The organism is Bacillus sp. RC242, assembly GCF_044908245.1.
In the GTDB taxonomy this organism is placed as follows: Bacteria; Bacillota; Bacilli; order Bacillales; family Bacillaceae_G; genus Bacillus_A; species Bacillus_A mycoides.
The window spans coordinates 1-13138 of sequence record NZ_JBIYCZ010000004.1 but is presented as its reverse complement, the minus strand read 5'-3'; the positions used below and the strand labels follow the sequence as shown (position 1 = coordinate 13138).

Sequence of the window (13138 nt, the reverse complement as noted above, 5' to 3'; positions counted from 1 at the left end):
GTTTCACTTTATTTTCCTAAACAAAATTGAGAGAACAATTGGTCAATTAAGCTTTCATGGACAGTATCACCAGTAATTTCACCAAGTATTTCCCACGCTCTTGTTAAATCAATTTGAACCATATCAATCGGAACACCATTTTCTATCGCTTCAATTGCATCGTTAATTGTTCTTCCTGCTTGTGTTAATAATCCGATATGTCTCGCATTAGACACGTATGTCATATCCGCAGAATCAATTGTTCCTTCAAAGAATAAATCAGCTATTGCCTTTTCAAGCTCATCTATTCCTTGCTCCTCAATTAAAGATGTTGTAATAACACGATTGCCTACCGCTAAATCTGTAACACGTTCCATATCAATTTCTTGCGGTAAATCTGTCTTATTTACAATGACAATGAAATCTTTTCCCTGTACGGCACGGAATAGATCCTCATCTTCATTTGTTAAAGCCTCGCTATAGTTCACTACAATTAACACTAAGTCTGCTTGGCTCATCATTTCCTTCGAACGCTCTACACCAATTCGTTCAACAATATCTTCCGTTTCACGAATTCCGGCTGTATCTATAAGTTTAAGTGGTACACCACGCACATTAACGTACTCTTCAATAACATCACGAGTTGTTCCTGCAATATCAGTTACAATTGCCTTTTTCTCCTGAACAAGACTATTTAATAGCGATGATTTCCCAACGTTAGGTCTACCGATAATCGCGGTAGAAATGCCTTCACGTAAAATCTTTCCTTGCTTCGATGTTTCTAATATCTTTGCAATTTCAGCACGGACATGTGTAGCTTTCTCAATTAAAATATTATGCGTCATCTCTTCTACATCATCATATTCTGGGTAATCTATATTCACCTCAATATGAGCTAATGTTTCTAATATTTCTTGACGCAGATGGCCGATTAATTTAGATAATCGTCCTTCCATTTGGTTAATCGCTACATTCATAGCACGATCTGTTTTCGCACGGATTAAGTCCATAACAGCTTCTGCTTGTGACAAATCAATACGTCCATTTAAAAAAGCACGTTTTGTAAATTCACCAGGCTCTGCCAGTCGTGCTCCTTGCGCTAAAATAAGCTGTAATACTTTATTTACCGAAACAAGTCCACCATGACAGTTAATTTCTACTATATTTTCACGTGTAAAAGTCCTTGGTGCACGCATAATGGACACCATAACTTCTTCAATAACTTGATTTGTATCTAAATCGACAATATGACCATAATGAATTGTATGAGAAGAAACCTGTGTTAAATCCTTCCCTTTAAAAATACGATCAACTTTCTCAATCGCATCATCCCCACTTACTCGAACAATGGCAATTGCACCTTCCCCAAGTGCTGTGGAAATTGCGGCAATTGTATCAAATTCCATGTCCTTTCACCTCACTTGCTTATTTATCTCTATTTCAACATGAATTTTTTCCGTCACTAAATTATTAGGATACCATAACGAACCTATCTACAAAAGAATAATAACTCATTTTATTATGTCCTTATGTAAAAAACACTAAACTTATTCACAGTGGATAAGTTTAGTGTTTTTTAGTTATCCACATTTATTTTCTCCTCAAAAAAACCGGCACTCAATTGAGTAACCGGTCACTTGGAAGATATTACAACATACCGATGTGGTTCTTTCCCTTCAGAAGTTGTAATGATATTTTGATGATTAGATAATGCTTGGTGAATAATTTTCCGTTCAAAAGAAGGCATTGGTTCTAGAACAACTCTTTTTTTCGTACTCACTACTTGTTTTGCTAATCGATAGGAAAGAGATTCTAACGTATTTTTTCTTTTACTACGATAGTTTTCAGCATCCAGTGTAATACCAATATATTGCTTTGTATTACGGTTCGCAACAAGTTTTGTTAAATATTGTAAAGAATTTAACGTATTCCCTCTTTTACCAATTAAAACACCGATATTTTCACCAGAAATTGTAAATTCAACTTCGCGTCCTTTTACAATTTTTCTAATCTCAACTTCCACACCCATATTTTGAATAACATTTTTTAAATATTCTTCACATTCTTGGATTGGATCTTTTTTCAATACAACTTCTACAACAGCAGGGCGATTCCCAAATAAACCTAGGAACCCCCTCTTACCCTCATCGATAATATTTATATCTACTCGATCTTTCGAAGCATTTAATTGTCTTAAAGCATCTTGTACTGCCAGCTCGACTGTTTGTCCTTTAGCAGTAATCATACTCACTTGCTTGATCCTCCTGCCTTACTGGCCTTAATTTCAGGCCCTTTGATCATATACATTTGAGCGATACCAAAGATATTACCAACTACCCAGTACAATGATAGTGCTGCTGGGAAGTTAATTGCAAAGACTAAAATCATAATTGGCATAAGCCAAATCATCATTGCCATTTGCGGATTTTGTCCAGCCGTTCCTGCCATTGCAAGTTTTTGCTGAATAAACGTCGTAATAGCTGCAACAATTGGAAGGATATAGAACGGATCCGCCTGTCCTAAATCGAACCATAAAAATGTATGTTCACTAATTGCTGTTGTTCTCATAATCGCATGATAAAACGCGAATAAAATAGGCATCTGAACAAATATTGGTAAACATCCTGCTAATGGGTTTACACCATTCTTTTGATATAACTGCATCATTTCTTGTTGTAGTTTTTGCTGTGTTGCTTGATCTTTAGAACTATATTTCTCTTTTAATTTCACCATTTCTGGTTGTAACGCCTGCATTGCTTTCGTACTCTTCGTTTGTTTAATCATTAATGGTAATAATGCAAAACGAATGATAAGAGTTGTAACAACGATTGCTAAACCATAATTACTACCAAATAATTCTGCAAAATACGTGATTAACTGAGAAAGCGGGTATACGAAATATTCATTCCAAATCCCAGTGCTTTTCGGTGTAATCGGTTGATTTGTTTCACTACAGCCGGTAGCAATTGCCATTAGCATAATAACCATGGCTAATAAACCTATTTTCTTTTTCAAAGCCTGCTCCTCCTTGTTTCGGTATGTATATAGTGTAATTCATTTCCTTACGCTACTTTTTTATTCTTTTCATACCAGAGCGTTTAAAGACATGAATTAAGCTTTTCTTTAACTCTTCATATGTCATCTCTGCACAAGGCTTCCTTGCTATTATAACAAAATCTTTTCCAGAATCTATCTCATCTTTTAATTCTATAATCGATTGGCGAATCATACGCTTAATTCGATTACGCACTACTGCATTTCCTATTTTCTTACTAACAGAAAGACCAATGCGAAAATGCGGCTGTTTTTCTTTATCTAATTTGTATACAACAAACTGGCGATTGGCATTTGATTGTCCTTTTTGGAAAACAGCCTGGAATTCATCATTCTTTTTTATACGATTTTTTTTCTTCATATCATTTGACACTCCTGTATTTCATCAGCGGAAACTCATTATTATTAGAAAAAAAGACCACTGAACGTTCAGTGGTCTACGCAGATAATACTTTTCTTCCTTTACGACGACGAGCTGCAAGCACTCTACGTCCGTTTGCTGTGCTCATACGGCTGCGGAAACCATGTACTTTGCTGCGCTTACGTTTATTTGGTTGGTAAGTTCTTTTCATTATATGACACCTCCCTGAGGAATATCTGTTAAAGACAGTCTAATAAATTATAGTAAATCAAATAGGAAAATGTCAATGGTTCTCGAAATTTTCATCAAATATTCATTTTTAACCTATTCACATACTTTTTCACAGTCCCTATATTTCCTTGTGGATAAATATTTTTTCTCTTTTTTATATCCACAAACTCTTTTTTTACTTTTACACAGTATATCGTGTTGTGGACAAGTTTATTCCACAAGGTATTGATTTTGTGGATAACTTTCTTAAATTCATTGCTATAGCTGCTTTTTTTTGATATTATAGTTGTGTTTTCACTTTGAATAAGTTTTCCACACCTTTATTTTATCCACAATTTGTGTATAACATGTGGATAGTTTAAATCACATGTGGGTAAATAGTTGTCCACATGTGTTATTTTGTCGAAAACTCTATCTCGGATACTAACGACGTTTTTATATTTTAAAATACGTTTCGTATAAATATGCATTAGAAGTATTTACAGGTTGTACAATTGTTGCGCAACCTTATTCTTTTACCATCTTTGTAAAGGAGGGACACCTTTGGAAAATATCTCTGATTTATGGAATAGTGCCTTAAAAGAATTAGAAAAAAAGGTAAGCAAGCCAAGTTATGAAACATGGTTAAAATCAACAACTGCTCATAACTTAAAAAAAGATGTATTAACTATTACAGCTCCAAATGAATTCGCTCGTGACTGGCTAGAATCTCACTATTCGGAACTAATCTCCGAAACACTTTATGATTTAACAGGGGCAAAACTAGCTATTCGTTTTATCATTCCCCAAAGTCAGGCAGAAGAGGATATAGATCTTCCTTCTGTTAAGCAAAAACACGCACATGATGAGTCTAATCACTTACCACAGAGTATGTTAAACCCAAAATATACATTTGATACATTTGTTATTGGCTCTGGTAATCGTTTTGCACATGCTGCTTCTTTAGCTGTAGCTGAAGCACCAGCTAAAGCCTATAATCCGCTCTTTATTTACGGGGGCGTTGGACTTGGAAAAACACATTTAATGCACGCAATTGGGCATTATGTAATTGAACACAACCCAAATGCAAAAGTTGTATATTTATCATCTGAAAAATTTACAAATGAATTTATTAATTCAATTCGTGATAATAAAGCTGTCGATTTTCGTAATAAATATCGTAATGTAGATGTCTTATTGATAGATGATATTCAATTTCTTGCTGGAAAAGAACAAACACAGGAAGAGTTTTTCCATACATTTAATGCGTTACATGAAGAAAGTAAACAAATTGTGATTTCAAGCGATAGACCACCAAAAGAAATCCCAACTTTAGAAGATCGCCTTCGTTCTCGCTTTGAATGGGGGTTAATTACGGACATTACGCCACCAGATTTAGAAACTAGAATCGCAATTTTACGTAAAAAAGCAAAAGCAGAAGGTCTTGATATACCAAATGAAGTTATGCTTTATATCGCAAATCAAATCGATTCAAATATTCGTGAACTAGAGGGTGCACTTATTCGAGTTGTAGCTTATTCATCTTTAATTAATAAAGATATGAATGCTGATTTAGCGGCTGAAGCGCTTAAAAATATTATTCCAAACTCTATACCTAGAATTATTTCTATTTCTGATATTCAAAAGGCTGTTGGGGGCGTCTATCAAGTAAAATTAGAAGATTTCAAAGCAAAAAAACGGACAAAATCCGTTGCATTCCCTCGCCAAATTGCGATGTATTTATCACGTGAACTTACGGACTCATCTTTGCCAAAAATAGGTGAAGAATTTGGTGGCCGCGATCATACAACAGTAATCCATGCTCACGAAAAAATTTCGAAGCTATTAAAAACGGATACTCAATTACAAAAACACGTTGAAGAAGTTAAGGATATTTTAAAATAGTAGTAGCTGAATAGTGTGAATAACTTAGCTTATTTTACGCACAGTCTATCCACATGTAGATAGACTGTTTTTACATCTTTAAACAGGGTTATCCACATATCCACAAGCCCTATTACTATTACTACTACTTTTTTATCTTTATTAAATAAATAAAATCTTATACTTACCGGAGGTTTTTCGTTATGCGTTTTACAATACAAAAAGACTATCTTGTAAGAAGTGTACAAGATGTAATGAAGGCAGTTTCTTCTCGTACAACAATTCCAATTCTTACAGGGATTAAAGTTGTAGCAACTGAAGAAGGAGTTACTTTAACAGGTAGTGATGCAGACATCTCTATCGAATCATTTATCCCAGTCGAAGATGCTGGAAAAGAAATTGTGGAAATTGAACAATCAGGAAGTATTATTTTACAAGCAAAATATTTTAGTGAGATCGTAAAAAAATTACCTAAAGAAACTGTCGAAATTTCTGTGGAAAATCATTTTATGACAAAAATAAAATCTGGAAAATCAGAGTTCAACTTAAATGGTTTAGATGCTGCTGAATATCCGTTATTACCACAAATCGAAGAACATCATGTATTTAAGATTCCAACAGATTTACTAAAGCACATGATTCGTCAAACAGTATTTGCAGTTTCAAGTTCTGAAACAAGACCGATCTTGACAGGTGTAAACTGGAAGGTATATAACAGCGAGCTAACTTGTATTGCAACAGATAGTCACAGACTAGCACTTCGTAAAGCAAAAATCGAAGGGTATAATATTGCCGATGAATTTCAAGCGAATGTCGTTATTCCTGGTAAGAGCTTAAGTGAATTAAGTAAAATTCTAGATGAATCTGAAGAAATGGTAGATATCGTTATTACGGAGTATCAAGTATTATTCCGTACAAAACATTTATTATTCTTCTCAAGATTATTAGAAGGAAATTATCCAGATACAACGCGTTTAATTCCAGCTGAAAGTAAAACTGATATATTTGTAAATACAAAAGAATTTTTACAAGCGATTGATCGTGCGTCGTTGTTAGCAAGAGATGGTCGTAACAACGTTGTTAAATTATCGACATTAGAACAACAGATGTTAGAGATTTCTTCGAATGCACCAGAAATCGGAAAAGTAGTAGAAGAGGTTCAATGTGAAAATGTAGATGGAGAAGAATTAAAAATATCTTTTAGTGCAAAATATATGATGGACGCATTAAAGGCCTTAGATAGTACAGAAATTAAAGTTAGTTTTACTGGAGCGATGAGACCGTTTTTAATTCGCACAGTAAATGATGATTCCATTATCCAATTAATTTTACCAGTCCGTACTTACTAAGTAAGGATTAAGGGTTGCTAGTGTAAAGGTACTAGTGACCCTTATTTGATTTGTGGGGTATTACTTTCCTAATGCTAGTTTATTTAGTACAATGAAAGAATGAACACTTTCAGAAAGTGAGCGATTTTATGAAACTTATTAAGATTTCAACAGAATACATTACACTAGGACAATTTTTAAAGTTAGCTGATGTAATTGATACAGGTGGCGCTGTGAAATGGTTCTTACAAGAATATGAAGTATACGTGAATCAAGAACTTGAAAATAGAAGAGGCCGAAAGTTATATGCAAATGATATTGTTGAAATTCCGGGAAGCGGAACTTTCCAAGTTCAGGCATAAAGGGGGATCCCTTTGTTTATTACAGAAATACAATTAAAAAACTATCGCAATTATGAGCATTTAGAGCTTTCCTTTGAGGATAAAGTCAATGTAATTATTGGTGAAAATGCGCAAGGGAAAACGAATCTGATGGAAGCTATTTATGTATTGGCGATGGCGAAATCTCATAGAACTTCGAACGATCGTGAACTCATTCGTTGGGATGAGGATTATGGTAATATAAAAGGTAGATTACAAAGGCGAAATAGTTCAGTATCCTTAGAATTAAATATTTCAAAAAAAGGTAAAAAGGCAAAGTTAAATCAGTTAGAACAACAAAAATTGAGCCAGTATATTGGTGAAATGAATGTTGTTATGTTTGCCCCAGAAGATTTAAATCTTGTAAAAGGAAGCCCTCAAGTACGAAGACGCTTTTTGGATATGGAACTTGGACAAATAGCTCCGGTCTATTTGTATGAATTAAGTCAATATCAAAAGGTACTCACGCAACGAAATCATTTACTTAAGAAGATGCAAGGGAATAGTAAAAATGAGGAAACGATGTTGGATGTATTTACACTTCAACTTATTGAGCATGGTGCAAAAATTTTGCGAAAACGTTTTGAGTTTTTGCATTTACTACAAGAATGGGCTGCTCCAATTCATCGCGGAATTAGCAGGGGATTAGAGGAGTTAGAAATCGTTTATAAACCAAGTGTAGATGTATCAGAATCAATGGATTTGTCGAAAATAAAGGAAGTATACTATGAAAGTTTTCAATCTGTGAAACAACGTGAAATTTTTCGGGGTACAACTTTACTTGGTCCTCATCGTGATGATTTACAATTCTTCGTTAATAGTAAAAATGTTCAAGTCTTTGGTTCACAAGGACAACAACGAACAACCGCACTATCCCTAAAATTGGCTGAAATTGAATTGATATACTCAGAGGTTAAGGAATATCCAATTCTTTTACTAGATGATGTGTTATCAGAATTAGATGATTATCGTCAATCGCATCTGCTAAATACAATTCAAGGAAAAGTACAAACCTTTGTGACAACGACGAGTGTCGAGGGAATTGAACACGAAACATTGAAAGAAGCGAAAACAATTCATGTAACGAACGGCACGGTAGATTGTGAAATAGACAGAAAATAATTTCTGTTTAAATGGAAAAGTAGGTGATCTTTGTGTCAATGGAACAAAAGCAAATGCAGGAAAATGCATATGATGAAAGTCAGATTCAGGTGTTAGAAGGACTGGAGGCAGTTCGAAAGCGTCCTGGTATGTATATTGGTTCTACAAGTGGAAAAGGTCTTCATCACCTCGTGTGGGAAATTGTTGATAACAGTATTGATGAAGCTTTAGCAGGATATTGTGATGAAATTAATGTCAGTATTGAAGAAGATAATAGTATTGTTGTAACAGATGATGGTCGTGGTATCCCTGTTGGTATACAAGAAAAAATGGGACGTCCTGCTGTAGAAGTTATTATGACGGTACTCCATGCCGGTGGTAAATTTGGCGGTGGTGGTTATAAAGTTTCTGGTGGTTTGCATGGTGTAGGTGCATCTGTTGTAAATGCTTTATCAACAGAATTAGAGGTATTTGTACATCGAGATGGAAAAATACACTATCAAAAATATGAACGCGGGGTCCCGGCTGCGGATTTAAAAGTAATAGGTGAAACTGATCGTACAGGAACGATCACACGCTTTAAGCCAGATTCAGAAATTTTTACAGAGACGACAGAATACGAATTTGATACATTAGCGACTCGTATGCGTGAGTTGGCGTTTTTAAATCGTAATATTAAATTAACAATTGAAGATAAGCGTGAACATAAGCAAAAGAAAGAATTCCATTATGAAGGTGGAATTAAATCATATGTTGAACATTTAAATCGTTCAAAACAACCGATTCATGAAGAACCTGTATATGTTGACGGTTCAAAAGATGGGATTCAGGTTGAGGTTGCTCTTCAATATAACGAAGGCTATACAAATCATATTTATTCATTTACAAATAATATTCATACGTATGAAGGCGGTACACATGAGGTAGGTTTTAAGACTGCTCTAACACGTGTAATTAACGATTATGGTCGTAAAAATAATATTTTAAAAGATGCGGATAGTAATTTAACTGGTGAAGATGTTCGTGAAGGCTTAACAGCAATCGTGTCAATTAAGCATCCAAATCCACAATTTGAAGGACAAACAAAGACGAAACTTGGAAATAGTGAAGCGAGAACGATTACAGAGTCTGTATTCTCAGAGGCGTTTGAAAAGTTCTTACTGGAAAACCCCAATGTTGCACGTAAAATTATAGATAAAGGGACTATGGCAGCGCGTGCACGTGTAGCGGCTAAAAAGGCTCGTGAACTAACGCGCCGAAAGAGTGCTCTAGAAGTTTCAAGTTTACCAGGGAAGCTAGCTGATTGTTCTTCTAAAGATCCAGCAATTAGCGAAATTTATATCGTGGAGGGTGACTCTGCGGGCGGATCTGCAAAACAAGGACGCGATCGTCATTTTCAAGCGATTTTACCACTGAAGGGTAAAATTATTAACGTTGAAAAGGCACGTTTAGATAAGATTTTATCAAATGATGAAGTTCGTACAATTATTACAGCAATTGGTACAAATATTGGTGGGGATTTTGCTATTGAAAAAGCTCGCTATCATAAAGTTATTATTATGACAGATGCCGATGTTGATGGTGCACATATTCGTACCCTATTATTAACGTTCTTCTATCGTTATATGCGTCAAATCATTGAGTGTGGATATATATATATCGCACAGCCACCGTTGTTTAAAGTACAACAAGGTAAAAAAATTCAATATGCTTATAACAATAAAGAACTTGAAAAAATACTAGCTGAATTACCAGCTCAACCTAAGCCCGGGATTCAGCGTTATAAAGGTCTAGGGGAAATGAATCCAACTCAGCTGTGGGAGACGACAATGGACCCAGAAGTACGTTCGTTACTTCAAGTTTCCCTTCAAGATGCAATTGAAGCGGATGAAACATTTGAAATTTTGATGGGTGATAAAGTAGAGCCGCGTCGTAACTTTATCCAAGAAAATGCAAAATACGTGAAAAACCTTGATATTTAAGTGAGTAATGACAGGAATCTAAGTATTCCTGTCTTCTACATATAAATCAATGTATGTGTAACGGAAATGTAAGAGGAGGTGCTCGTTGATGTCAGACAATCAACAACAAGCACGAATTCGAGAAATTAATATTAGTCATGAAATGCGTACCTCATTTTTAGATTACGCAATGAGTGTTATCGTGTCTCGTGCATTACCAGATGTTCGTGATGGATTAAAACCAGTTCATCGTAGGGTTTTATATGCGATGAATGATTTAGGAATTACAGCTGATAAAGCATATAAGAAGTCGGCGCGTATTGTCGGCGAAGTAATTGGTAAGTATCACCCGCACGGTGATTCAGCTGTTTATGAAACAATGGTACGTATGGCACAAGATTTTAGTCAACGTTACATGCTTGTTGATGGACATGGTAATTTCGGTTCTGTTGATGGAGATTCAGCGGCAGCAATGCGTTATACAGAAGCAAGAATGTCTAAGATTTCTATGGAATTAATACGCGATATTACAAAGAATACAATTGATTATCAAGATAACTACGATGGTTCTGAAAGAGAGCCAGTTGTATTACCAGCGCGTTTCCCTAACTTATTAGTCAATGGTACGACGGGTATTGCGGTTGGTATGGCAACAAACATTCCACCGCATCAACTTGGAGAAGTAATTGATGGTGTGTTGGCATTAAGTCATAACCCTGATATCACTATCGCGGAATTAATGGAATATATTCCTGGACCAGACTTCCCAACTTCAGGTTTAATCTTAGGGCGAAGTGGAATTCGAAGAGCTTACGAAACAGGTCGCGGTTCTATTATACTTCGTGCTAAAGTTGAAATTGAAGAGAAAGCAAATGGTAAACAAACTATTATCGTAACAGAACTACCTTATCAAGTTAATAAGGCGCGATTAATTGAAAAGATCGCAGAACTAGTTCGTGATAAGAAAATTGAAGGTATTACAGATTTACGTGATGAATCAGATCGAAATGGTATGCGTATTGTTATGGAAGTACGTCGTGATGCCAATGCCAATGTACTATTAAATAATCTATATAAACATACAGCACTCCAAACAAGCTTCGGTATTAATATGTTGTCTCTTGTAAATGGAGAGCCACAAGTCTTAAATTTAAAACAAAATCTATATTATTATTTAGAGCATCAAAAGGTAGTGATTCGTAGACGTACTGCTTATGAATTAGAGAAAGCAGAAGCGCGTGCTCATATTTTAGAAGGCTTACGAATTGCTTTAGATCATCTTGATGAAGTTATTACTTTAATCCGTAGTTCAAAAACAGCTGATATTGCAAAACAAGGTTTAATGGAACGTTTCGGCTTAAGTGAGAAACAAGCGCAAGCGATTTTAGATATGCGTTTGCAACGTTTAACTGGATTAGAACGCGAAAAAATCGAACAAGAATATCAAGATTTAATGAAGATAATTGCAGAGTTAAAAGCAATTTTAGCAGACGAAGAAAAAGTTCTTGAAATTATTCGCGAGGAATTAGCTGAAGTAAAAGAGCGTTTTAATGATAAGAGAAGAACAGAAATTACAATTGGCGGTATGGAAGCTATAGAGGATGAAGATTTAATCCCAGAACAAAATATCGCAATTACACTTACTCATAATGGTTATATTAAGAGGTTACCGGCTTCTACGTACAAAACACAGAACCGTGGGGGACGTGGTGTACAAGGAATGGGTACGAATGATGATGACTTTGTCGAACATTTATTAACAACGTCTACTCATGATCATATTTTATTCTTCACAAACAAGGGTAAAGTATACCGTACGAAAGGATATGAAATTCCAGAGTATAGTCGTACAGCAAAAGGTATACCGATTATTAATCTATTAGGGGTAGATAAGGGTGAGTGGATCAACGCTATTATTCCAATTCGTGAATTTGGTGACGACCAGTTCTTATTCTTTACAACGAAACAAGGTATCTCTAAGAGAACACCACTTTCATCATTTGCCAATATACGTACAAATGGTTTAATTGCAATTTCTCTTCGTGAAGAGGATGAATTAATCTCTGTACGCTTAACATCTGGTGATAAGGATATTATCGTTGGGACAAGTAACGGTATGTTAATTCGTTTCAATGAGCAAGATGTGCGTTCAATGGGACGTAATGCGGCTGGCGTAAAAGCAATTACATTAGGTGATGAAGATCAAGTTGTAGGTATGGAAATTGTCGAAGAGGATGTAAATGTTCTAATTGTAACGAAAAATGGTTATGGAAAGCGTACACCGATTGATGAATACCGCCTGCAAAGTCGTGGTGGTAAAGGTCTGAAGACTTGTAATATTACAGATAAAAACGGTAAGTTAGTAGCGGTTAAGTCTGTAACAGGCGAAGAAGACATTATGTTAATTACAGCAGCAGGCGTTATTATTCGTATGCCGGTTGATCAAATCTCTCAAATGGGACGTAATACACAAGGTGTTCGTCTAATTCGATTAGAAGATGAGCAAGAGGTAGCGACAGTAGCAAAAGCGCAAAAAGATGAAGAAGAAGAATCTAATGAAGAGGATTCTTCTGAAGAGTAAGAGTGGGGATTTCTCCCCCTCTTATTTTTTTATAATAATACTTGCATAGCAATAGGAAAGTGTATATAATAGGAAAAGTCAGCAAATGAGAGATACAAGTTATCGGAAAAAACTTGTTGACGAAAATAATATACTATGATATATTATGAAAGTCGCTGAAACGCGATGTTGAACTTTGAAAACTAAACGAAACAAACAACGTGAAACGTCAATTTTTATTTTTAGATGCTAGACAAACTAACTTTATTGGAGAGTTTGATCCTGGCTCAGGATGAACGCTGGCGGCGTGCCTAATACAT

Annotated in this window: 11 protein-coding genes; 6 read left to right on the top strand and 5 right to left on the bottom strand. The window is 35.3% G+C overall.

Annotated elements, in window-relative coordinates; all coding sequences use genetic code 11:
• Positions 1 to 8 precede the first annotated feature (8 nt).
• The 5 genes from mnmE to rpmH form a co-directional block, all read right to left on the bottom strand.
• Positions 9 to 1385 (bottom strand): tRNA uridine-5-carboxymethylaminomethyl(34) synthesis GTPase MnmE, encoded by a 1377-nt coding sequence (gene mnmE / locus ABH957_RS09155; protein WP_002068714.1) that lies wholly within the window; start codon positions 1383 to 1385, stop codon positions 9 to 11.
• Positions 1386 to 1612: 227 nt separating this feature from the next.
• Positions 1613 to 2230, bottom strand: a complete 618-nt coding sequence (jag, locus tag ABH957_RS09150) for an RNA-binding cell elongation regulator Jag/EloR (RefSeq protein WP_002166368.1) — start codon at positions 2228 to 2230, stop codon at positions 1613 to 1615.
• Complete coding sequence (gene spoIIIJ, locus ABH957_RS09145) at positions 2227 to 2994, bottom strand: YidC family membrane integrase SpoIIIJ (protein ID WP_002089960.1); 768 nt, start codon at positions 2992 to 2994, stop codon at positions 2227 to 2229. Before spoIIIJ ends, jag begins: the two co-directional genes overlap by 4 nt.
• 52 nt (positions 2995 to 3046) lie before the next feature.
• A complete protein-coding gene (gene rnpA / locus ABH957_RS09140; protein ID WP_002089963.1) occupies positions 3047 to 3394 on the bottom strand; it encodes a ribonuclease P protein component in 348 nt (115 codons plus the stop codon).
• 76 nt (positions 3395 to 3470) lie between these two features.
• Positions 3471 to 3605 carry a 50S ribosomal protein L34 gene (gene rpmH, locus ABH957_RS09135; RefSeq protein WP_002068706.1) on the bottom strand — a complete coding sequence of 45 codons (135 nt, stop codon included), beginning with the start codon at positions 3603 to 3605 and terminating at the stop codon, positions 3471 to 3473.
• Positions 3606 to 4168: 563 nt separating this feature from the next.
• Between rpmH and dnaA the strand changes: the two genes are divergently transcribed.
• The 6 genes from dnaA to gyrA all read left to right on the top strand — a co-directional run bounded on the left by dnaA (position 4169) and on the right by gyrA (position 12839).
• The gene (dnaA, locus tag ABH957_RS09130; protein ID WP_002016481.1) at positions 4169 to 5509 is read left to right on the top strand and encodes a chromosomal replication initiator protein DnaA; all 1341 of its coding nucleotides are present in this window, start codon (positions 4169 to 4171) and stop codon (positions 5507 to 5509) included.
• Positions 5510 to 5691: 182 nt separating this feature from the next.
• The gene (gene dnaN, locus ABH957_RS09125; protein WP_002034988.1) at positions 5692 to 6837 is read left to right on the top strand and encodes a DNA polymerase III subunit beta; all 1146 of its coding nucleotides are present in this window, start codon (positions 5692 to 5694) and stop codon (positions 6835 to 6837) included.
• Between the two features lie 128 nt (positions 6838 to 6965).
• Positions 6966 to 7178, top strand: coding sequence for a S4 domain-containing protein YaaA (gene yaaA, locus ABH957_RS09120; RefSeq protein ID WP_002016484.1), 213 nt, complete (start codon positions 6966 to 6968; stop codon positions 7176 to 7178).
• Positions 7179 to 7190: 12 nt separating this feature from the next.
• Positions 7191 to 8318, top strand: a complete 1128-nt coding sequence (gene recF, locus ABH957_RS09115; protein ID WP_002016486.1) for a DNA replication/repair protein RecF — start codon at positions 7191 to 7193, stop codon at positions 8316 to 8318.
• 38 nt (positions 8319 to 8356) lie between these two features.
• Positions 8357 to 10279 carry a DNA topoisomerase (ATP-hydrolyzing) subunit B gene (gyrB, locus tag ABH957_RS09110; protein WP_002034986.1) on the top strand — a complete coding sequence of 641 codons (1923 nt, stop codon included), beginning with the start codon at positions 8357 to 8359 and terminating at the stop codon, positions 10277 to 10279.
• An 88-nt stretch (positions 10280 to 10367) separates the two neighbouring features.
• The gene (gyrA, locus tag ABH957_RS09105; protein WP_002016488.1) at positions 10368 to 12839 is read left to right on the top strand and encodes a DNA gyrase subunit A; all 2472 of its coding nucleotides are present in this window, start codon (positions 10368 to 10370) and stop codon (positions 12837 to 12839) included.
• Positions 12840 to 13138 lie beyond the last annotated feature (299 nt).